At 50.4% G+C, this 22,966-nt stretch carries 18 protein-coding genes; 4 read left to right on the forward strand and 14 right to left on the reverse strand.

Annotated elements, in window-relative coordinates:
- Positions 1-11: 11 nt before the first annotated feature.
- The 9 genes from ACXKZG_RS20445 to ACXKZG_RS20485 are packed head-to-tail and all read right to left on the reverse strand — an operon-like array spanning position 12 to position 7,617.
- Positions 12-2,822 (reverse strand): conjugative transfer ATPase, encoded by a 2,811-nt coding sequence (locus ACXKZG_RS20445; protein ID WP_488875379.1) that lies wholly within the window; start codon positions 2,820-2,822, stop codon positions 12-14.
- Positions 2,822-3,235, reverse strand: coding sequence for a TIGR03751 family conjugal transfer lipoprotein (locus ACXKZG_RS20450; RefSeq protein WP_488875380.1), 414 nt, complete (start codon positions 3,233-3,235; stop codon positions 2,822-2,824). Before ACXKZG_RS20450 ends, ACXKZG_RS20445 begins: the two co-directional genes overlap by 1 nt.
- An 11-nt stretch (positions 3,236-3,246) precedes the next feature.
- Positions 3,247-4,743: a TIGR03752 family integrating conjugative element protein gene (locus ACXKZG_RS20455; RefSeq protein ID WP_488875381.1), complete on the reverse strand. Its 1,497-nt coding sequence runs from the start codon at positions 4,741-4,743 to the stop codon at positions 3,247-3,249.
- Complete coding sequence (locus ACXKZG_RS20460) at positions 4,733-5,596, reverse strand: TIGR03749 family integrating conjugative element protein (protein WP_488875382.1); 864 nt, start codon at positions 5,594-5,596, stop codon at positions 4,733-4,735. Before ACXKZG_RS20460 ends, ACXKZG_RS20455 begins: the two co-directional genes overlap by 11 nt.
- Positions 5,593-6,252 (reverse strand): PFL_4703 family integrating conjugative element protein, encoded by a 660-nt coding sequence (locus ACXKZG_RS20465; protein ID WP_455851717.1) that lies wholly within the window; start codon positions 6,250-6,252, stop codon positions 5,593-5,595. Before ACXKZG_RS20465 ends, ACXKZG_RS20460 begins: the two co-directional genes overlap by 4 nt.
- Complete coding sequence (locus tag ACXKZG_RS20470) at positions 6,249-6,611, reverse strand: TIGR03750 family conjugal transfer protein (RefSeq protein ID WP_488875383.1); 363 nt, start codon at positions 6,609-6,611, stop codon at positions 6,249-6,251. The genes ACXKZG_RS20465 and ACXKZG_RS20470 overlap by 4 nt, the downstream gene beginning before the upstream one ends.
- Positions 6,612-6,621: 10 nt before the next feature.
- Positions 6,622-6,999 (reverse strand): TIGR03745 family integrating conjugative element membrane protein, encoded by a 378-nt coding sequence (locus tag ACXKZG_RS20475; RefSeq protein ID WP_224933598.1) that lies wholly within the window; start codon positions 6,997-6,999, stop codon positions 6,622-6,624.
- A 46-nt stretch (positions 7,000-7,045) separates the two neighbouring features.
- Positions 7,046-7,288 carry a TIGR03758 family integrating conjugative element protein gene (locus tag ACXKZG_RS20480; protein ID WP_008107119.1) on the reverse strand — a complete coding sequence of 81 codons (243 nt, stop codon included), beginning with the start codon at positions 7,286-7,288 and terminating at the stop codon, positions 7,046-7,048.
- The gene (locus tag ACXKZG_RS20485) at positions 7,279-7,617 is read right to left on the reverse strand and encodes an integrative conjugative element protein, RAQPRD family (RefSeq protein WP_488875384.1); all 339 of its coding nucleotides are present in this window, start codon (positions 7,615-7,617) and stop codon (positions 7,279-7,281) included. Before ACXKZG_RS20485 ends, ACXKZG_RS20480 begins: the two co-directional genes overlap by 10 nt.
- Positions 7,618-7,720: 103 nt before the next feature.
- Here ACXKZG_RS20485 and ACXKZG_RS20490 point away from each other — a divergent pair, with 103 nt between their 5' ends.
- Together ACXKZG_RS20490 and ACXKZG_RS20495 are read left to right on the forward strand one after the other, a co-directional pair.
- A complete protein-coding gene (locus tag ACXKZG_RS20490) occupies positions 7,721-7,990 on the forward strand; it encodes a hypothetical protein (protein WP_488875385.1) in 270 nt (89 codons plus the stop codon).
- Positions 7,990-8,289 (forward strand): hypothetical protein, encoded by a 300-nt coding sequence (locus ACXKZG_RS20495; protein ID WP_488875386.1) that lies wholly within the window; start codon positions 7,990-7,992, stop codon positions 8,287-8,289. Before ACXKZG_RS20490 ends, ACXKZG_RS20495 begins: the two co-directional genes overlap by 1 nt.
- Before the next feature lies 1 nt (position 8,290).
- On the opposite strand, the gene ACXKZG_RS20500 is transcribed toward ACXKZG_RS20495, so the two are convergent.
- From ACXKZG_RS20500 to ACXKZG_RS20515, 4 genes are all read right to left on the reverse strand, one after another.
- Positions 8,291-8,932 (reverse strand): hypothetical protein, encoded by a 642-nt coding sequence (locus ACXKZG_RS20500; RefSeq protein ID WP_488875387.1) that lies wholly within the window; start codon positions 8,930-8,932, stop codon positions 8,291-8,293.
- Positions 8,933-9,182: 250 nt separating this feature from the next.
- A complete protein-coding gene (locus tag ACXKZG_RS20505; protein WP_488875388.1) occupies positions 9,183-9,800 on the reverse strand; it encodes a helix-turn-helix transcriptional regulator in 618 nt (205 codons plus the stop codon).
- 105 nt (positions 9,801-9,905) lie between these two features.
- Entirely contained in the window at positions 9,906-13,373 is a 3,468-nt protein-coding gene (locus tag ACXKZG_RS20510) for an ATP-binding protein (RefSeq protein WP_488875389.1), read from the reverse strand.
- Positions 13,373-13,996: a response regulator gene (locus ACXKZG_RS20515; RefSeq protein WP_110867842.1), complete on the reverse strand. Its 624-nt coding sequence runs from the start codon at positions 13,994-13,996 to the stop codon at positions 13,373-13,375. The genes ACXKZG_RS20510 and ACXKZG_RS20515 overlap by 1 nt, the downstream gene beginning before the upstream one ends.
- A gap of 207 nt (positions 13,997-14,203) precedes the next feature.
- Between ACXKZG_RS20515 and ACXKZG_RS20520 the strand changes: the two genes are divergently transcribed.
- Together ACXKZG_RS20520 and ACXKZG_RS20525 are read left to right on the forward strand one after the other, a co-directional pair.
- Complete coding sequence (locus ACXKZG_RS20520) at positions 14,204-14,392, forward strand: hypothetical protein (RefSeq protein ID WP_110867843.1); 189 nt, start codon at positions 14,204-14,206, stop codon at positions 14,390-14,392.
- A 28-nt stretch (positions 14,393-14,420) separates the two neighbouring features.
- Positions 14,421-21,425 carry an autotransporter outer membrane beta-barrel domain-containing protein gene (locus tag ACXKZG_RS20525; protein ID WP_488875390.1) on the forward strand — a complete coding sequence of 2,335 codons (7,005 nt, stop codon included), beginning with the start codon at positions 14,421-14,423 and terminating at the stop codon, positions 21,423-21,425.
- Between the two features lie 245 nt (positions 21,426-21,670).
- Here the strand turns inward: ACXKZG_RS20525 and ACXKZG_RS20530 are convergent, their stop codons facing one another.
- Entirely contained in the window at positions 21,671-22,831 is a 1,161-nt protein-coding gene (locus ACXKZG_RS20530; protein ID WP_488875391.1) for an IS30 family transposase, read from the reverse strand.
- Between the last annotated feature and the right edge of the window lie 135 nt (positions 22,832-22,966).

A 22,966-nucleotide genomic window follows, 5' to 3' on the forward strand; every position in this document is an offset into this window, starting at 1 on the left:
CGGTTCCCTGGTTATGCAGTGGCAGACTTGAGGCCACGCGCCGCATCAAGCTGGCGCGCAACCATCACTGCAGCTTCCAGCTCACTACAGTTATGCAACTTCATCAGCTTGCGGCGCTCGGCTTTTTCCTCTTTCTCGGTCATGCCGAGAGCAAGGTAAAGGCTGGGCGGCACGGCTCTGAATAGCGCTTCGGTTTTCTTAGACAGCACCACGCCTTCGGTATAGCAGCGTGGCAACTTGCTAGCGGAAAGAAGTACCGATTTTTGCTCATCACTCAGCTTCTTAAAGCGTGCGATTTGCTCCACCTCATCAGGTGGCATCGTCAGGCAAAGCCACCATTCGGCCATGTTCAGCATCTTCTCGGCGATGTCCGGGTAATCCGCCAGGTTCTGCGTCGCCATCCACAGCCAGGCACCGAGCTTACGCCACATTTTGACCACCTTGGTCATGTACGGAGACAGCAGCGGATTGGTCGTGGTGATGTGCGCTTCATCGATGGTGAAGACAATTTCGCGGTCCAGATACTGGTCGCGTTCGGCGATGTTGTTGATGGTGTTCACCAGTGAAACCATCGCCAGTGCCATCTGCGCACCATAGTTCTCGCGCGCTAGCGTGCCCAAATCGATGAGTGTGACATCGGCTTCCGGCCACGGCGTGCCGGGACGGTTGAACAGCTCACCTTCAAAACCGCTGGTAAACATCGACATCGCCCCGGCCATTTCATCAGCGCGTGCGCGACGGCGTTCAGTCAGCAAAGGCTGGCCGCTGCTATCAACACTGTTATCGCGTGCGATGGCTAACAGTGCAGTCTGCAGATCTTCAGCAATCATCTGGCGCGTCTCGTCGTAGCTGGTTTGCGCCGCCATCATAATAGCTTCACGGATCAGGCCACGGTCGGAGCGCGTTAACCGCTCCTCTTCGCGCTTTTCGCCGCCGGTAATCATCATGCGCGCGGCGATTTCCATTTCACCGAGGATGTCGCGCTGTTCATCACCTTCATCTTCATCTTCATCGGCATCCGGGATATCGGCTTCATTAAGTTGCAGTTGCTCAGGCTTGAGGTCGAGCAGTTGATGCGCATCGGCGAACAGCGCCAGGCTGACGCCGCAGCCGGGTCGGATGCTGATTTTATTCACCGTCAGGCCAAGGTTTTCGCAATAGTCAGCGTACAGGCCAAATGAGTTACCGGCTTCGGCGATAAACAAACGCGGGCGGTGAATGGCCATCAACTGAGAAAGTGAGGAGCACAAGGTGGCCGACTTACCCGCACCGGTTGGCCCGAAGAGCAGCATATGCGCGTTTTGCGTGCGGTCATGTTTGTTCATTGGGTCGAAGGTCAGCGGTTCACCGCCGCGATTAAAGAAGCTGAAGCCAGGATGGCCGCTGCCGGTCGCTCGCCCCGTTACGGGCAATAAACCGGCCAGATGCTGCACCCATGTCAAGCGCGTATACCAGTGGCGACGGTCTTTCTGCGGGTTAAAACACATAGGTAGCGTGCGCAGCCAGGTATTCAGTGGGGAAACGTTGTATTCAGGTCGAACCGGCTGCAGGCCAGCGGTCAGCAGCACCGCCGACATGTTTTGCTGGCGTCGGTTGAGGTCAGTCAGATCGTTACCGCGCAGCATAAAAGTCAGCGCACCGCGATACAGCTTGTGGCGGCGACCAAGATACTCTTTCACCTCGCGTACATCCTCGCGCACGCGCCCGGATTCGGTATTTTCACCCACGGCGTTTTTGGCCAACTTAATGAAGTCGTTTTCCAGCACGTCCTGTGGCTGGGACACGATGGTCAGTGAAACCACTGTGCCTTCGGGCAACAGATCCATCAGCGCGTTGATATGCTCGCCGCGCGCCATTTCGCCTGTCAGCATGCCGGGTTCGGGTGGGCGACGCAGACGTTCGATGGCGATCGCACGATGAGGCTTATCGTCGAACCACCACACGCCATTTTCAATGTCGGAACGCGGCGGCGTGTACCACAGCGTTTCAGCAAAATCGTTCGTCATCGGTAGCTCGCCAGCTTCTGCATCATGATGCTTCGCAGCGGCGTAAAACGCTTCTTTGCTCAGGCCGTGCTGCGGATCGGGATTGAACATTCGCAACAGCCATTCATGAATTTGCGCGCCGGTTTGGCGCTGACATGCCACGCCTGATGCGCCCAGCGATGCCGCCAGCCTGTCACACACCTGATTCAGCATGGTAACGGGCGGCAGCGCGTGAACGTCTTTCGCGCCTTTGGCAGCGCCAGGCACCCAGCGATAAATCACCATGCGCGTGCGGCGCTGCTGTCCTCGCCACGGTTGACCAGTGACCAGCGTGTCGCGAAACAAACCCGTTGGAATGGCGATGTCGCGCAAATGGCGCTCGGTTTCACCCAGCCAGGCGTTAGTGAATTCTGTGCCGCGCGCCCAGGGTTTTACGTACTCTTTGACCCTGTTCAGATAGGGAGATGGATCGTCTTCATCCTGGCAATAGAACTGCACCACCCATGGCGATATGTCGTCCTCTTCCAGGCTGTCCTGTAGCGCGTCTTCCACCTGATCGCGGATTTCCTCCAGGCGCGCGGCGGTGCGTCCCTCGGACGAAATCGGCGTGATGGTATAAACCGCGCCCACCGAAACGCCGTCATCAAGCAGCAGGCATTTATCTTCCGGCAGATATTCGGCCCATGGCAGGTAATCAATGATGGAAGGTTTGGCGTGATACAGCGCCGCTTCATCCTGCACCGTCATTTTGCCGGGGCGCGGCAGTGGCTGCGGCTGGCTGCTTGCAGAAATCTGGTCAGCTACTGAGGCAGGCTTTTTATACAAGGAAAACATCATTACAGATCCTCCGTGCGCTCACCAGGCAAGGCATACTGCACCTGGCTGTAAAACGGAAACACCGTGCTATAGCCGGGAACCGGCGAGTTGCCACCGGCAAGATGCGGAAACACGTACATCACCATGTCGGGATTTGGCAGGCGGGGGAACTGCTGCGTGATCTCGCTTTCCTGCGTGCGGCTGTATGTATGGTCGAGTTTGTTGGCACGCTGATCTTCCGTTTCACTCAGCGGTCGGCGCAGCGCTTCACGTCCCTGCGCACCGCGCTGAGCCGAACCGCTCGCACCTTTGCCTTGCCACAGCTCTAGCATGTTGCTGTCGCCCGCTGGCAGCATTTCATCTTTTGACGTACTGCACCCTGAAATAACCGACACCAGCGCGGCAACCGCGACCGACATAAATGCTTTGTTCATTCGCAATCTCCTTAGTCCAGCTCGATGCGCGCGTTATTACCCGGTACGCTGAAGTCGTAACGCACCTTGCGGCCCTTATCTTCGTAATCGATCGCCAGCTGCTGCGTGATGTGAACGGCCAGATTCGCACCGGGCGGCACATACACCGCGTCGAACGTCTGGCCATAACGCTGTTTCACCCATTCGGAAACATCACCAACGCCACCGGCAATCGCTTTGCCCATCGCCGCTTGTCCGGCATCGCCGGTTAGCGTTGAGGTTACGCCGCCGTAAGCGTTGGTTTGTCCGGTACGCTGATTTTCATTGAGCGCTTCACCGGCAGCGGCTGCGCCGGAGAGCGCGAAGAGGGTCGGCAGGTAAGTTGATGCGTTGGATTTTCGCGTACCGCTGATGCAGGGAATACCGGCTTCATCCGAGATCCAGCCAATGCCGCCGTCCTGCTTTTTGCCGCCATCCTGGCCGTTGCTCTTGCCGTTGTTATCAGGGCGCGGCAGCGTGCGCACCCGGCCATCGCTAAAGACGAAGGTGATGGAGTTCACCTGGCCGCGCACGCAGGAGAGCGTCCAGTCGCCGGATGCGGTGCCGGAAACAATCGCGCCTTCAACATCGGGTAAATCGATGCCGTTGGCTGTCAGGTTGTCGCGGCCAATCAGTACTTTGAATGGATAAGGATCGGTGACGGTGCCATTAATTGGAACGCGTCCCAGCAGCGCGGTCATGCCTTTGCTGCCAATTAGCGTGGAGTTTTCCGGCAGCGTATACACCGGTTCGGTGCTTTCCTCCTCTTTCTGGCTGTTTGAGTAGCCTTTCACCTTCTGCTCGTAATTGCTTTTACTCTTACTCAGCGCGTTATCGCCGAGGAACGAAGTCGGGAATCCGCCGATTGCTGATTTGCCATTGCTGGATGTTGTGCCCGCGTCCGTGCTGCTGCTGCTGCTGCGCTGATCGCTGGGTGAAACCCACATCACGCCATCGTTGCTGTTGCCACTGGCAACATCATCCAGACCAAGTCCCAGCGGAATATCGCTGTTATTCTGATCCTGCTTATCGGAAGCCATGCGTTTGGCCAGTTGGTTGCTCAGCTCCTGCACTTTGCTGGACAGCGATTGCTGCTCCTGCTGTAACTGCTGGCGGCGGTCTTCGGCAATTTTTTGATAGTTCGATACCGCTTCGTTTACCTGTCCGGCAACGTTCTGATTACGCGTACGCAGTCGCTCGTTCTCTTTCACCAGGTCGAGATTCTGGCGGTCGAGCGTTTCCTGTTTGCCGCGAATGGTTTTCAGCGTGCCGACCAGCGTACGCAGCGTATCTTCTGGCGTATCACCTTCAACGCCCAGCGCCTTGAGTTCGGCAGGCGTCAGATCGGCCAGCGCTTTAGGCTTTTCTGGCGTGGCACTGGTTTTCTCCGTCTCACTTTTGATGCTGCAACTTTTCATGCCCACCGCAACGCCCGCGAGTAGAAAGACCGGCACCAGCACTTTGACCAGCGTGTTCGATTTAATCTGCATGCTGTTTACCTCGCGCTTTGCGGCTTACCTTCGCTTCAGGAATCAATGCGTTTTCGGGGCGCGAATCCATTACCAGATACAGCATGGTGGTGTCTTCGGGCGTGCCGACTAAACCGAGAAAACGGTGCTGGAAAGTAGCGGAGACAAACTTGCCCTGCAGCGAGCGGGGATCGAGAACGATTTTGCGGCTGGTCATATTGCGCACGCGAAACGCCACGACGTTTTGACTTTGTACTGCCCACGCCGCGATGGGCTGGATCTCTAACGGTTCGGCGGGATAGAGCGTGGTAATGCGGCTTGGCAGATGCAGCGGTAGTGAACGCACGCCGGGAACCGGCTCAACCGTGCGCAGCGGCGCATACAATCGCTGCGATGCGTAACGCGTGAGCAACACCGGTAATGGCGCGGAGTAGCTGACTTTCTTCTCTTCTTTGGCAGCTTCAGCTTGCCCAGGGTTTGTATCGCCTTCGCTGTCGCCATCTTCATAAACCAGCTTCACCGGCTCGGCTGAACCCTTCGCACCTGCGGTGACATCGAGCATGATGATCTCGCCGTTCTCGACATCCTGCAGCTGGATGCGGGTCTGGGAAAACGCTTCGTTCGCTTTCAGGTAAACCGCGCCGCCCGTGCTTTGCACACGCAGCTTGCTCTTAAGTGCAGGTGCGATGCCGACGCGCACGTTTTTATCGACGAACACCACGCGCTCCTGACCAACCTTTAACGTGACCTGCAGCGGGACGCGCTCCCACTTCATTAATTCAACCGCCTGAACCGGATTCGGCACAAGTGTTGCCACTGGCAACACCGCCAACATCAGCCTGCAGGCAACATGCAATCTGGTGAGCGTCATCATTCAAACATCCCCTTATGCTCAGGCTTCGGCTGCGGTGGTGCGGCTTCGAGTCGTTGTGGCACGCCGTCGTAGCAATCCAGCGCCAGACCAAACTGATTGGTTTCGGGATCGCCATTCCAGCGCGTGACTTTCATTGGATAACGCACCATTGCGCGCTTAACCGGCTCGGTATGAAAATACTCATCGGCTACCAGATCCAGCCGTGCCACCCAGTTATCACGATCACGCACCGAGACGCTTTTGCTGCTGTAACCGCGCTCGGGGATTTCATACACCACACGCACGCGGTCAATCAGCTCGTTGCGGTTAGTGCGCTCGGTGGCATCTCTTTCCAGGAAGTCTTTGCAGGCCGGGGTCAGGTAAGCAGATAACGCGCGGATCTTGGCGGGATAATCAGTTTCACCGTTTTTTGGCCAGGCGTTGAGCTGCTGGAATATATAGAAGGCAAAGGCGTATACAGATGATGGCGGCACTTCCCACCACGGGCGCGTGCTGCCGGTGCGCAGATCTGGCGGGTTATGAATGGTCATGCTGCGAGGGGCGAGCATCCAGCCAGTTGAGGTGATCAGCACTAACAGCACAAGGAAAGCACACGCGATGCGCAGCGATTTGATGTGCTGATCGCTGCGTTGAATAGCATTGCGGAACTGGCTCATTTTCCGGCTCCCTTCGGTGTACGGCGCAGAGACCAGCTGTGTGAGCTGATGATGAGAGTGCGATCGCCATAGCCCATGCGACGTTTCTTCTCCTCCAGCCGCTGCCAGATATAGTTTTCTGGCTTGCCGCGTTTGAGGCGGGCCATCCAGCGCCCGCCAAACGCAATGAGTACCAGCGGCATGAGCAGCATCCCGGTCGGGATGATGACCCAGCCAACCAGTGGAAAAAACGGCAGACACACCACACCTCCAACCGCTAATCCAATCAATGCCGCCAATCCCAATTCCGGCGTGGTGAAACCGCGAAACACGACAGGTTCGGCATTCAGTCGATCGGGTAAAAAACGGATGGTCTGCATGCTAATCCCCTTACAGAATGATTTCGGCAGATTGACCGAGCAGCCAGATAGTCGCGACCAGTAACACAACGCCGGTTGCTACGATGGAGCCAAACTTGGTCCAGGTGGCACGCTCGTTACGCACTTCGACGAACGTATGCACGGCGCTGGTTGCAACGTTGATGAAGGCCACGGCACAAACCAGCAGACCCGCGAACACAATGAAGTCCTGCGCGTAACCTTTGATCTGGCCCATCAACCCGGTGCCGCCGCTGGATTCAGGTGCTTCAACGGTAGGGAGATCGGCCAGCGCCGGTTTGCACGACAACCAAGCCAGAATCAGCCCGGAACCCAGACGCATGACCTGACGGTCTTTAAAGCGAGACAAGCGAACTAACTTTGATTTCATGGAACATTCCTCTTTGACGGGTAAAGGCACTTCGAAAATGTCTGCGTTAACTGGCGAACATCCAGATGCAGACGATCAGTAAAGCCACAGAACGGATAACAAATCGGGCAAGCGCGGCATCCCTTACTTTGGTATTTGCCCAGCCATGCCAGACATCTACCGCCGCCCAAGCTGCCCAGAGAAACAGCACGCACAGTAGTAGCCCAACGGACACCAGATACAGAACGCTAATATCGATGTTGCCGGATGCCGTTTTAAACGCGTTGATCTGCGCGGCAGTCATCGCCATAGCGGACGGCCCCGCGTGTAATCACCGCTGACCTTGCCGTAATCCAACGGCTGCGCACGCGAAGGCTGCGTGTAGCGATCGATGCCAGCACGCATGGTGTTGAGGTCTTCGTTGGCTTTCTTGTAGTCGAAGAGGTAACGGCGGCGGTTATTGGGATCGGACTGAGCGGCGACGGTGCGGGCGCGGTCGAGGGAGAGCTGGACTTGGTCTAGAAGGCGTTGGGTGGTGGCGAGTTCGTCGAGCTCTGAAGCTGAGGAAAAGAATGATGTGAATATTAAAAATATACCCATCACAGTTCTTGTGGCCTTAGATAAAGATAACCTTTTCATGTGTTCACCCTCTTAACGATATTATTTTTCTATCATTGTTACCGCTGAGGATTACATACAGCCTAAAATAATATGTGTTTCTGAATAATTAACAAGGACAGTCATGAATATGTTTAAGTCTATTTTATCAAGCTGGAAGAGAACACTTACTTTGAGTTTTATTCTGTCAAATGGCTTAGGGCTTTATTATTACTTGCACCCGACAGCACCAAACAGTGAAATCAGTGGGAATTTAATTGGTGACTGGCGAGTTAATTACCATTATGGATATGGGGGATACTCTGAAAGAGTAACAGGGATAACGTCATACTTTGCCAATGGAAAATATAATTTCTCTGGGAATGTGATTATTGAAGGGGGGCGGGAGATATAGTGAAAGTCACTTATCATAGCGATTCTGCAGGTACGTGGGTGAGATATGATAATAAAATAATAACCTCACTGGATAACATGAAGTCATTCCCCATTAGATTTCAATTGAATGGCAAAGAGATGCCAAAAGAAATTATTGAGAAGAGTGAGGCGATGAAGATATATTACCCAGAAGACATGAGGGCTACAGGGAAAAATCAACAGTATGAGTTAGTCGAGGAAAGAAAAAACGCCATAATTTTTAGAACTATTAATCCGTATGGGATCGACTTTGATTCTGTAATGGAAAGAGTTAAGTGAGTCAAACGTGATGGCTGGATTTTAAAAATCTCACTGAGCCCTCTATTAGTCCAATGGCATGCCAAGTACGTAAAAATGTAAATGTGAAAAATCCAATCATAATTGGAAATCCTACATCAATGATGCCTTTAATAATTACCCAAAGCCACTGTCCTGAATGTAAGAGTGTCTCAATGTTTGCTAGCGGGTTACCTCCCCAATAATTATTGATAAAAATTGCCGATGTGAAATAACAGGTAAGTGCATAGGACATATTCATTACTCTCATCTTTTTTATTTTTCTGTTTGAGTCCCAACCTTCATTTATATCTACGCGAACCATTCCATTAATAAATCTTAGTTTGAATGCATTAACATGTCGCTTTACTTTCAAGTACTCCTCTGTTGCCATGTAAGGGTGGTGGTGCTTTAGTAATACGACTATATCACTAAATGGCATTGGCCCACATTTAAATGCTGAAGAAAATAAAAACTCAACAAGGAGTTTATTAGGAGTATTTTTTTCGATTTCTTTAGCTAGTTCAATTACTATTGAGCTTTTGTCTTTTCTTACACTATTCATGTACACAAAATAACTTATTAAAACACCTAAAAATGGTAATCCAAATGATATCAATAGTGTCATTATGCTTTTAACTTCCATTTAAATATTGTTAGGGTTATAAAGTTATAAAAAATTTATTAAAAAATCCAGTAATAATATACAATTGCTGCGCAGCTAATACGGTTTGTCTGCTGACGGCAGCGATCAAACCCGAGCTTATCAAGCTTGTGTAAAGCTTGCTGGGAATGGTATGGACACCTCCTAACGGATGGGATGGGTAATGACAGTCCACTTTGTGCCAACAGCGGAAGTTGCTTATAACAGTCTCTTCGGAGTAGCGAGGTGCAGGTCAGGACGATTTGTTATTCCCAAATCCCATACCAATAAGACGAGTAGAAAGGTCGTGAGCAGTATGGCAATTTAGTTTTCGTATTATGTTTTTTCTATGTTGACTTATTGTTTTGACGCTGAGCTGAAGCTTACATCCTATGTCAGTCAGACTGTCGTTAGTGGCTAAAACTCGAAGCAATCCAAACTCCTTAGCGGTCAGAGCCCCGCTTTTACGCTTAACGTTTAAGGAAGTAATCTCGTCATCAGATCGCGAAGCGCAACTAAATACCTCACTCGCAAGACGGTGTATATCACAGCTTTTCGGAAGTACACTTGCATTTGGCAAAAGAGCTGTAATGTATTTGATGACGGCTTTTTCCCTGAGGTCTGTGAGGAAAATTAATCGAGTTGATGGTGATATCATTCTGAGCATAACAAAAAGTTCGCAAACTGCCTGTACATCACGTCCAGCTGTGTATAACTCACTTATGACAATATTCGATTCCGCCGCAAGTTTGAGTGCTTGACTATCCTGTTCGTCAGTCATCACTGTTACTTTAATATGTCTGTCGTTAAAATACTGAGAAATTCCTGCGGCAATCCATTTATCGCTGTCCATGACCGTTAATGTGAACATAGCACCTCCTGTTTGCTAATAGCATTAAACAGAATTTGTCATTTTCACGACATCAGACAGCACTAGGTTGAGTTGTAGGAATTATCCTAATTTATCGTGTGCAGATCACGAATGCATAAAGACATTTTCAAATTGATCAATCGTAGTCAGTGCTTTTTCAATATGATGAATAATAATCGAGTTGTCTTCATCCATCTCTGCCAACTCTTCAAGCATGGCACACTGTTCACCCATTTCCCTGATTCCGCTCACCTTGAGCGTCCCGGCAACACGATGAAAAATGCGGCGTGCAGAAGGTAAATCGTTCTGAGCAATCGCATCGCGCGCGTTAAGAAGGTCTTTCCGGGTTTCACAGATAGAAAGAGTAATAAACTCTCTTATGGCCTGAGGGCTATCGGGTAAAAAGGCGGCCATAGCCTCTAGATCTATCCACTCGGTTAGGTCCGTAACTTCATGTGGTTCGTGTGGCTCAAAAGCAGCGATAGTTTCAGCCAGTCGGGAAAAATCTACCGGCCTGAATAGGCAGGCATTCATTCCAGCGGCAAGGCATCGGTCTCTTTCCGATTCCTGTGCATCCGCAGTAATACCAATGATCAAAACACCCGGATCTTGTTTCCTGATGCTACGAGTCATCTCGAGGCCATCCATTTCCGGCATATTGCAGTCGGTAAGGATGATATCGGGCTTCTCATTTTGCCATGTCTCAAGTCCTGACCGGCCATTATCTGCAACACTGGCGCTGTGACCCAACAGGGCAACCTGGCGTGAAACGAGCAGGCGATTTGCAGGATGATCGTCAACGACAAGAATCTTAAGCGACGAATGCAGCCTTGGGGGAATGACTGGGACAGAATCTACATAGCTGACGGGTCTTGTTTCTACAGGAATATCAATCGTAAAAGCAGAACCTTTTCCGGGAGCACTTTCAAGACTCAGTGTTCCGTTCATTAGCACCGTGAGTTCGCGGCTAATAGCCAGCCCAAGCCCGCTTCCCCCCGAAACTGAGTTGTCTGCCTGTTCAAAGGGCAAGAACAGACGCTTCTGATCATTTTCGGAAATACCTGGACCTGAGTCCCGCACGACAATTTGCATTCTGCCTTTGTTCTGTAACGGGAGCGAAACGCTTATATTTATCTCTCCCTTCTGAGTGAATTTGACGGCATTGCCAGCAAGATTTCCTATTATTTGCCTGAGCCGATTTTCATCAGAAAAAACCTCTCTGTCGTATTCCGGCAGCGCCAGGCTCAGGAGTAATCCCTTCTGGTGTGCCAGCCCGCTAAAAGTCTCTACTACCGCATGAGCAATAGCCGATACACGACACCAACGTGGCTGTAGAGTGACTTTGTCCGATTCGATGCGTGCAATATCAAGAACGTCACCAATCAACGCCAGAAGGCTCTGGGATGATTCGTGGGCCACGCGAATGAGTTCTGTATCGGCACGATTTTCCTGCACCTGCAACTCAAGCAGGCCGATTATTGCGCTAAGGGGCGTCCGTATCTCGTGACTCATAGTGGCCAGAAATCGGCTCTTAGTCTGACTGGCACGTTCAGCCTCTTCCCGAGCTATGCTTAACTGGCCCTGCATACTGAGATAGTCAGTTACGTCCTGCCATCCTCCGATAAAACCGCCGGTTGTCCCGTCGTCTTCATGGAAGCTGGTCATCCAGTGCCGTATTTGCCTTACGCGCCCGGATGAATCTTTAAGAGCGAATTCTGACTCCAGTGGCTCGTCCCCCGTCGGCGGCATTCTTAAGCACTCTTTCCAGACAGCATAGAGTGGGTGTCTGCTGTCAAATAACGATAAAGCCAGATTTTGGGAGGGGTAGTCGCTTAAATATTTTTCGAATGCCAGATTGTTGTGGATGATTTGTCCATCAGGAGCCGCCACATAGACGGGACGGGGAGGGCCGTTTATCAGCCGGTCACGAAACAGGATTTCTTGGCGTAATAAAACTTTAGCCCGTTGAGTGCGCTTAACCTGTCTTCGCAGAACGCCGGCCCATACTGCGGTAATTAGGATAAGCAACACGGCACCCGCCGCCCCACTGTAAAATTCACTGCGATAAATTCTCCAGGTATCGAAGCGCGCTGCAGGTGTAGCCTGCCAGTGTGTCAGTATACTGGTCACCATATCTGCTGGCACTAAACCAAGCGTCTTGTTAAGTATGCTTTGCAGCTCCGGGTCAGCCCTTCTTACCCCAAAGACAATCGCCGCCTCCGGTACAGGTAAATCCTGTTGTAATTTAAGCCTGTCCTGGTAGAGACCCTGCTGAAGATATCGGGCGCTAATGAGCGTGTTCAGTGTGGCGTCAACTTTTCCCTCAGCGACCCATTGCATAGCAAGTCCTGGATTACCGATCAAAGTAACCTTAGCCTCTGGAAAGGCCTTTCTGAACCAGTCTGTGGCTTCCTGGGCGGGAATCAATGCCACGCTGCGGATGTCATCTAATGATTGTTCACCGCTGCGGGTGACCATCACGGTGGGCGTAAACATAAACGGGGTCGTGAGCAGGATGTCCCGGTTTCTTTCCTGACTCCATATCAGTGGCGCGGTCATGGCGGCATCTCCGCTTGCCAGAGCCGCGGAAATATTCGTAGCGTCGCCAATGTCCGAATAGCGGAACCGAATGCCTGTTTTGAGACTCACAAGCGAAAGTAATTCAGGTCCTATCCCCGTGTAATTCCCATCCGGGCCTTTCATAAAAAACGGAGGATTAAAACTTGAGGCCACTACGGTGACGGTGGGATGACTTTCACGCCAGGTCCGCTCATCAGACGTCAGGTTTAACGGTTCGGAAATGAAGCGAATGAGATTGCCTTGATCCCAACGAGAGGCAATTATTTCACCTGCCTGACTTGAACGCAGATTAAGGGTCGCTTTCTCAAGCACCTCATGCAAAACAGGCGTATGCTTCCGGGTAATGAATTTATATGCTGTCATCGGCTGGGAAGAAAGAGCAATTATATTCAGGGAATTAACGTAGTTTCGTTCTGTTACATAGTACGCTTCCCCAGCCGGCAATATGACAGACTGAACCTTTCCCTGATCGAGCGCAGCAAGCAACCTGCCAGGTGTGCCACCTGAAATAGTACTTTTGTCAGTGATAGCGGACATAGCATCGGCGCTTCGTCGTACAACTTCCAAGGGATACGCTTCTGCCACCTTGACGCTCATAACTGCTTGATGATAAGAGTGAAGTTCATCTCCTGCGGGGCTAAATATTATGTCGGTGTCGCCTTCGTTAAGCGAGGAATAGGCTAACTCTGCATTATTAAAATGAACGATGCGAAGAGTCAGGCCGAGGCTTCGAGCCAGAGTCCAGGAGAAATCGGGGATATACCCGGTAACGCGTCCTGAAGCATCAATCCTCGTCAAAGGCGGTCTGGTGGGACCATAAAGCGCGAGCGTCAATTCGCGCTTTTGTCCGAGCCAACGCCATTGATAATCTGTGAGCGTTGGAGCCGTCACTTCGGGAAGGGCGTCAGGCACATAACTGAGCTTATCGGGAGCGGAGATGCCACTAACCGAATATAAGAAAGCAGCGAATATCCAAAGACGATTTGGACGCATCAGGAGATATTATTCCTGCGAGTGAAATCCAGTAAGTCACGCTGATTCTTCAGACCCAGTTTATCCATAAGACGTGCTTTGTAGGTACTTACGGTCTTATTGCTGATTTGCATACGTGTTGCGATATTGATGATTTCTACCCCTTCACCCAGAAGCTTCAACACTTCAAACTCACGCCGCGACAGCAGTCGGAGTTGCTCCGATTCTGAAGCTGTGATGGCCTTTTCATAAGGTTCATGCATGCGCAAAGGAAAATAACCGTAGCCAGAAAAAACCGCCCCAATAGCGTAGGAAAGGTCTGAAAGATTATTTTGTTTGCTGATGAAACCGTTCGCTCCAGCCTTCATGCTGAGTTGAGTGTAATAGTCGGCATTTTTTCCACTCATGACGATGACCGGGATTTTTACACCAGCAGAGCGCAGCAAGGTAATCGCCTCAATGCCATTGATGCCAGGAAGATCAATGTCCATCACCAGTGCATCAGCATTGTGCTTTATGACCAAATCTAACACGTCTGAACCGTTGTCAGTTTCTGCTACAACAAGGTGGCCTTCTTTCTCAAGAAGCATACGAATGGCAAGCCTTGCCAGTGGATGGTCGTCTACAACAATGAACGCAGCCATATGCATCCTGAATGTTTAGATATTGGTTAATAATATGTTGCCAAGAAAAAGACTGCAAAAATTATTTTGTAGTCCCGCTCCCACAAAATTACTTCATTTATCCTAGTTCTAATTACGAAAGAAAAATAAATAAGAATTAAAACATTGGAATGTAGTCCTCGGCTTACACTGTGGCTCTTTGTGTCTGATATTTACAGTGATTAAAAAATGACACACTTATTGTCAGATGTGCTCACACCTGCGCTGAGCCACAAAGACAGTGAGAAAATCATGAAGGCAATTGCTAATTTCATTGAAATTAACCAAATACTTAGACCTGCTGCGTGGCTTTTTGTAGCTGCGTTTTCCCTTGGTGCCTGGTTTATGGCTGGCGTCATCATTCAGATCATATTCTGATATCAATCTAAATCGCGAATCAAATATTATGAATAAGATATTTAAAGTAAAGTGGAATTCTGCCCTGCAACGTTTTGATGTCACCTCAGAATTAACCAAGGGAAAAAGTAAGTCATCAAAAGGCTGCTCTAAACAACCCAATAGGACGCGCCTAAACTTAACAGCGTGGTCACTGAGCGCATTGGCGTTAGCGTTGTTCATTCCGGCGCATGCGGCAGATTTGTCCCTGGATGTTTTTAATTCTAAAGATGGCGGTCATGTTCAGGCCATTAATGGAAACGATAATCTGCTTTCAACAGACTGGATGGCAATAGCCAGCGGTGACAGTGGATTTAACGTTCTTAAATTGTCAGTACTGGCCGGTATGGGGAAACTCTCCGGGAATGGTGCCAGTTATGTTGATAATGGTGGCTATATCGGACTGGGTCAGCAGGCGGGTTATGACTACATTGACCCGGCAACGGGTAACAGCGCTACTTTTTCTGCATATCAGAATAATCAACTGCGTATGGTTGACCTGGCTAATCAGTTTTATAGCTACCATTATGCCGTGGGTGCAGACGGGCAGTATGTTGATCGTAATCTGATTCAAATTGGCACTGGTTCCAGTCTGGATGTGAATGTAGGGAATAGCTCAGACAGTGACTGGTTCAACAATAAAGATAATCAGATCACCTTGTTTATGAAAGGTAAAAACAGCACGTCATCCGTATTTCTAGCAAATGGAGGGACGCTGAATTACAAAAGCAAGACGGTAGCACACCTTGGAAATATAAGCAGTTATGCCAAAAACAACTCCGACCCCGCCTTGGCATTTCTGGCAGGATTCACTGGAACTTTCGATAGTGCAATTGGCGTGCAAACCGTAGAAAATATTGAGGATCTGAAAAGCTATAATTCTGCGTTAATTCAGGCAGTAAAAGACGGATTATTATCTCCGGGATCGTATGATTCGGAATTTAAGAAAGCTTATGACTCATCAGGTGTTAAACATATTTACGTTGACGAAACAGTGCCAGATGATGATGCAACACGCTTTGTCATTGACCCAACCCGAGTAGCTTACATTTTAGGCAGTGCTGGCACTATTAATATCGATTCTGATGCATCCATTCAGGCATATAACACCGATATATCGGTTGTTAGGCTGACTAACGCGTCAACACTGAATAACTATGGCAATCTGGGGACATTTGCAAACTCCAGTGCGGGTTCGTTGGTCGTGTCTGCACGCGAGAACTCTGTAGTCAATAATTATGGGGTTATTGATGCAGGGACAAACGCTGAAATGAGTGCTTATAAGAATAGCTCTGGCAATCCGATTGGCACTCCTTTTACAGGACATAATAATGCCGTTGCCGCCAGTACAGGTAGTACAATTAATAATGACGGGGTGATTAATCTAGCGCCCAGCGGAGCCTATGTGAGTAACATAGGTGTGCAGCTATTCAATGATGCGGTTTTGAATAACAGTGGCAGCATCAATATTTCAGCTGTTGAGCGTAAAGTAACAACAACTTACCCAACTTACAGTATGGGTGTTTTGCTTGAAGACAGCTCTGCGTTCAGTAACAGTGGAGAGGTTTATCTTGGCCGTCAGGCACAACACAGTACCGGCGACGCGACGACAGATATCGTGGCTAACTCACCAAATAATCAGCTGGTACTGGCGCGTGGATTTTCAACATTCACCAATCAGAACGGCGGTACGCTGACACTGGGCAGTAAAACACAGGGGGCCTTTGGTGTCATTGTTCAGGGGCCCGCTGCTCGTGCTATCAACCACGGTGAAATTCTCATCAAAGGCGCAGCAGACGGCGTGGCCGGACAGCCTCCCCTGCAAAATGTTGGCATGAAAGGTTTCGCCAGCGCGGGCGCCGCAGGCGGCTCAGTACTGAATGCCGCTGACGGTAACATCACCCTGGACGGTATTAACGCTGTCGCCATGATGGCGAGTTCTGTCAGCACAGACAGTGGAACGACCACGGTGCGCAACGACGGATTGATTAATATTCTGCGGGGAATAGATGCTGTTACCAAAACCGCAAACTACGGTTTGTGGGCTGACGGCGCGAGGGCAGTAGCCACCAATGCCGGTACCATTGAGCTGAAGGGTGATGGTGCCATCGGCGCCCATGCGCGTAATGGTGGAACCATTGAAGTAGACAATGCCGGCGTAATTAATTTTGATGGCGTGAGTCAGACCGGCTATTACGTACTGGGTGCGGGCTCTAAAGTGGTCGATAACAGCACCGGTACGCAAAATGTTACGACCGATGGATCGACGCTGTATCGTATCGACGGCGGTGCAAGCTTTAATGGCACCGGTAGCGCATCCGCTGTAGAAAGCAGCGGTAAAAATTCGACGGCTCTGCTGGTAACCAGTAATGCCCAGGCAAGTGAGCTTAACACCGGTAATATGTCCATCGCAGCCAGCGGTGAAGGCGCAACGGGTATCAAGGTGATGGGCAATGCCCAGGGCACACTGGCTAAGGAAACTACACTTTCAATAAGCGGTGCCAGCAGCACGGCAGGTATTGTAGACGGCAGTTATTCAGATATTACCGGCAACGGCGATCCCGCTTATCGCGGCAATGCAAGGCTGACCAGCTATGCGACGCTCGATAGCACCGTAGCCACAGCGCCAAATGCTATCGGCTATATTGCCCGCAATGGCGGCACCCTAGATCACCGTGGTGACATTAACTTCGCCACGGCGAATACCACGGGCGTCCTGGTGGATGGCGGCACGCTGGTTAACAGCGGCGATATCAAGGTAAATGGAGTTGCCGTTAATATTCAGGGGCCGGCTTCAACCATTTCTAATACTGGCAATATCGAAGCCTCAAATGGCGAAGCTGCGATTAAGGTCGGTAACGGTGCGAATCTGGCCCTTGATGGCCGAGGGGTGGTGAAAGCCAGCGGCAGCGCTCATGGCATTCTGCTGGACACCGGTGCTACTGGCCTGAGGGTGAAAGATGCCAGCATTGAGATGAACCCGGTAGGCAATGGTAATGCCATCGAAAACAAAGCAGAAATTGCGGGCATCAAACTTGATAACACGCAGATAACCGTTGATAACGGGGCAGGCGTTCGCACGGCCGCCAGCATGGCCAGTGAAAACAGTGGAAAGATTACCGTTAACGGTAGCGGCTCTGGCTTGCTGATCCAGAATGCTGATGGTTCAACAGCTGACAGTGCCCTTGATATGTCAAATTCTCGTAACCTGGTAATTGATGTCAACAGTGCGGACGGCAGCGGTATCGCCACGAATATTAAAGGCGACGTGAAGTCCGGTGCAAGCGTCAACATCAATGATGCTGCTGGCGGACCTGCTCTGAGAGTTGGCGGAACGACTGCAGTGGTTGAACAGAGCGGCCGCCTGGTGTCAAAATCCACCATCAACCCTGTAGTCGACGTTAATAACGATTACGTGGGTAGCTTTATTAACCGTGGGGACATTATCGCCAACTCAGCTGCACAGGTTGCGCTGGAAATTACCAGCGGTCTGTCAGGCGTTCACTTTGTGAATGCTCAAGGCGGCAACATTGTTGGTCAGGTAAATCTTACTACCGCACACGACCACACTGTGGATTTACAGCATGGAAGTACCGCTACGGATATCACCAGCTCAAGCGGTAATGACAGCTATAATCTGGTCAACATTGATGCCACCGACGGCAATTTGTTTAAGTCTCTGAATGGCGGAGCCGGCGATGACAAGCTCAATCTGCGTAACAGTCAGCTGACGCTGGCGCAATCTGGAAAAACAATTACAGGTTTTGAACAGGTAAATCTTGAAAACAGCTCAACCCTGACGCTGGATAATATTCTGCTGTCCTTAGGCAACTCTGCAGATGACGCCGCAGGTACCGGTTTTAATATTACCGACGGCAGCACACTGGTATTGAAACAAAGCGCTGACACATTTTTTAACAGTCACATCAGTGGATCAGGCATGATTGCGGCCAGTACGGCAGGTAACGCTTTTGACTTTACTGCCAACAATGCCAGCAACACCTTTACTGGTACGTTAGCGCTAACCGACAGCAAATTTGCTCTAGATGGACTGAATACTCAGGCTCTCACTAACGCAACCCTGCTAGCAGGAACCGATAGCCGTGTAACCGTAGCTGATAGCGTGCAGCGAATTGGTGGTCTTAACTTTGACGGTGGCACCGTCGTATTTAATACCGGTACACCTGGCGATACGGTTGCTAAAGGCGTGGTGCAGACTTCCGGATTAATGGACATAAGTGGCCGAGGGACTGTTGAAATTAATCCTGGTTCGGTCACAAACCATCATGTGCTGCCACCACAGACCGTTTCATTACTGGAACAGGATGAAGGCGATCAGGGCATCAAACTGGCAGGTAGCGCGATTCCGGTGCAAGGCTCCGGCGGCAATCTGGAACTGCGTGATACCAGCGGCAACCTGATAACCGATAAATTAAATACCAACGTGCTGCAGGATGGCAACGTGGTGGCCAATGCCACCTATGACTATCGACTGACCAGTGGGCAGGCCAATGACGGGTTGTATGTTACTTACGGCCTGACGCAGCTGGACCTGTTGACTCAGGGCAACGATGCACTGGTGCTGAATGCCTTTGGTAAAAAGGGCAACTCTGCGGATATGAGCGCGAAGTTGACTGGAATTGGCGATCTGGCAATTGATACCGGTACTGGTCACACCGTCTCACTGTCCAACATGGATAACAGTTACAGCGGTAAAACGGATGTACGCAGCGGCAGTCTGGTGATGAACAATGACAACGTATTGGGTCAGACATCAGAACTTTCGCTGGCGGCCAATACTGGATTTGACATGAATGGCTACAACCAGACTATCGGTGCTTTAAACACAACGGCAGGATCAGTGGCGAACCTCAACGGCGGCACACTGGGCATTACACACGGCGGTTCGGTCAACGGCAACCTGCAGGGCAGTGGTGCACTGAATGTAAATGGCGGTACGTTAACGATCAATGGCAGCAATGCCGGGCTCGCGGCAACAACTTCAATTGCTTCTGGTGCTGACGTGCAGCTGAACAACACCTTCGGCTTGGGCAGCGGCAATATCGTCAACGAAGGTTTATTAGCATTAAAAAATACGGCTGGTGCGTTGTTCAACAGCCTGAGCGGTTCAGGTGAAACCAATATTGCGCAGAACAGTGATGTTATCTTGCTGGGTGATAACGGTGAATTCGCAGGTAAATTCAGTATTGGAAACGGCTCCGCATTGACGGCATCAACTCAATCGAGCCTGGGCTCAGCTGAAATCTCCAATGAGGGAGCGTTAAATCTTGCCAGCAGCCACAGCTGGTTGATGAATAACACTATTACCGGCAGCGGTGAGTTAAACCAGAATGGTTCAGGTGTGGTAACGCTTAGCCAGCAGGCAGCGCAGTACACCGGAGATACACAGGTTAACGCGGGCGGCCTGCAGCTTGGTAGCGTGGGCAATAACGTCACTCTGGCTTCAGCCAACCTGAATATAGCCGCAGGGGCGGTTGCCGGTGGCTTTGGTGGTACATCAGGCAACGTTACCAACAGCGGTAAACTGCAGTTAGGTGAAATCATTCCAGCCGCTAAGTCCGTTACAGAAACTCTGCGATTCAACGTCGGCGGCAATTTTGCCAACAGTGGAGACATCATTTTGGGTGGTGCAGGAGCAGCGGCAGGTAATCAGTTGCATATTGCTGGCAATTACCTTGGTAATAACGGTCACATTACTCTGAACACCGCCTTAGGTGATGACAATTCGACCACTGATAAAATGATCGTTGCGGGGGACACTAGCGGTACAACACTCGTAAGTGTCAACAATGCCGGCGGGAGCGGTGCTAAAACCCTCAACGGTATTGAAGTTATCAGTGTCGGAGGCAAATCTGACGGTGAGTTTGTGAAGGACGGCCGTATCGTCGCTGGTGCCTATGATTACAATCTGGTACGTGGCGAAAGCGCCAACAGCAACAACTGGTATCTGACCAACTTGCTCAGTGGTGTGATTGACCCTGGTGAAGGTAGCGGTGGTGGCGATAAAGATGAGATCATCAAGATTTATCGCCCGGAATCTGCCGCCTACTCAGCGAACATGGCTGCAGCAAATAACCTGTTCAATACGCGTTTACATGATCGTTTAGGTGAGACCCACTATGTTGACGCGCTTACTGGCGAAGAGAAAGTGACCAGTATGTGGCTACGAAACGTAGGTGGCCACACCCGCTCAAGTGACAGCAGCGGCCAGATGAAAACGCAGGCCAATCGCTATGTGATGCAGATGGGGGGGGATATTGCGCAGTGGACTACGGATGGCGCTAACCGTTATCACCTTGGTGTGATGGCCGGTTATGCTAATCAGCAGAGTAACAGTCGTAACCATATTTCTGGTCAGAAAGCAGATGGCACGATCAATGGTTACAGCACGGGCATCTACGCGACCTGGTTACAGGACAACGAAGAGAAATCAGGTGCTTATCTTGACAGTTGGGCGCAATACAGCTGGTTTGATAACACAGTGAAAGGCGACTCACTGACGGCGGAGTCTTATAAATCAAAAGGCATTACCGCGTCACTTGAGACCGGGTACACGTGGAAGATTGGCGAGAAGAATGAGCGTGAGAGCTACTTCGTGCAGCCTCAGGCGCAGATCACCTGGATGGGCGTGCAAGCGGATGAGATTCGCGAGCAGAATGGCACCCGCGTGAAAGGAACCGGCGATGGCAACATTCAAACCCGCTTAGGAGCGCGTACCTTTATCAAAGGTCATAGCGCTATTGATGATGGCAAAGATCGCGTATTCCAGCCATTTATTGAGGCTAACTGGATCCATAATACAAAGGAATTTGGCAGCGAACTAAACGGCGTAAAAGTCACCCAGAAAGGCACGCGCAATCTGGGCGAGCTGAAAGTAGGGGTTGAGGGCCAGATCACCAAAAATGTTAACCTGTGGGGTAATATCGGCCAGCAGATGGGTGACAAAGGATACTCCGATACCAGCGCCTTGTTGGGGGTAAAAGTAAATTTCTGATTTGAAGGACCATATTGTATAGGTAGGTTTAAATGCTGGTTACAAAGGTGACCAGCATTTTTTTTGGATTTTAACGAGCTCCTCATCTGCAACTTTCGCATCTTATACAAACGCGATTAACCGGCCGCTGCCTCATGCATGTGCCGCTTTTAGAGGCAGCCATGACATCACTTTGTTATCTAATATGCGATTGAAAAAGTTTACATGCATCAGCTAACTGTGAACGTCCGCTGTTCGCTGTGAGTTCAACCGATGGATGCAACACATTGGTTAAAACGCTCTGCGGGTGATTCATAGTCTAGCGTTTTTCTTGGCCTCTCGTTGAGCTGCCTGGCAACACTGTTTAGTCTTTGCTGGCTGTGAACCGATAAGTCAGTTCCTTTTGGAAAATACTGCCTAAGCAATCTGTTCGTATTTTCATTGGAGCCGCGTTGCCAGGGAGATTGAGGATCACAAAAATAGACCTCAATTTCTGTCGCTACAGTAAAAAGGGTGTGATTAGTCATTTCCGCCCCTCGATCCCAGGTTAATGTTTTATACAGTTCAACAGGCAGCTGCCGGGCTTGTTTGATTAGTGCGGATATGACTGTGGCTGTCTTGTTATCACTGATTTTGGCAAGCATAACAAAGCGGGAATGGCGTTCTACCATCGTGACAATATATGAGTTTTTAGAGCCCTGTATCAGGTCTCCCTCCCAGTGACCTGGTATGGATCTGTCTGCAACATCAGATGGCCTTTCGCTGATAGGTATTGCATCCGGAATTGAGCCTAATCCCTTTCCTTTAAGTGATGTCGTTCTGGATTTACGTACTACTCTTCCGCTTCTTAGGCACTGCTGCAGCTCTTTTTTTAAAGCTCCCCGGGTTTGTATAAAAAGCGTTTTATAAATCGTTTCGTGTGACACCTGCATTTCCTGATTATCCGGATAACAGCGTTTAAGCCAACCGGCGATTTGTTCCGGCGACCAGTCCTGATACATCTTCTCTGCAATGATTTTACACAATGCGGGGCATCCAACTAGCTTGCAAGATTTTGGCCTCAGGGCACTGTCCCACGCGTCCTTATCAGCTTTTGCAGCTCGGTAATGTTTTGCACCTCCATGCCTTTTGATCTCGCGGCTAACAGTTGAAGGGGCTCTTGATAATTTGTCAGCGATGTCCCTGATGCTACTTTTTGCTACCAGCCCCCTGGATATTTCCTCTCTTTCATCAAGTGAAAGAGCCAGCTGGTGTCGCTTTCTGACAGGAGGGCGATAACCACCAGTTTGGTGAATAGTGGGCATAACAGAAGAGTGATATCTGTCGAACATTCTGGCGATATCATGCAGGGAATCACCTTGCTTATACCTGTCCCAGATAATCGCTTTTTGTTCTGGCGTGTAGTAAATGCGCGTTCTTCGTTTCATGGCAACGTCCCCCCTTGTTTAAGGATAGCGTTGCGTCGACCCGTTGAACTCACAGCTCAAAGCAGCCATTCAAGTCGGCTACATTTCCATAATTGGATTTAATTCTGCCGCGCCGCTACTGCGGCTTGCCTGCTG

The organism is Erwinia sp. 2186 (assembly GCF_057812255.1).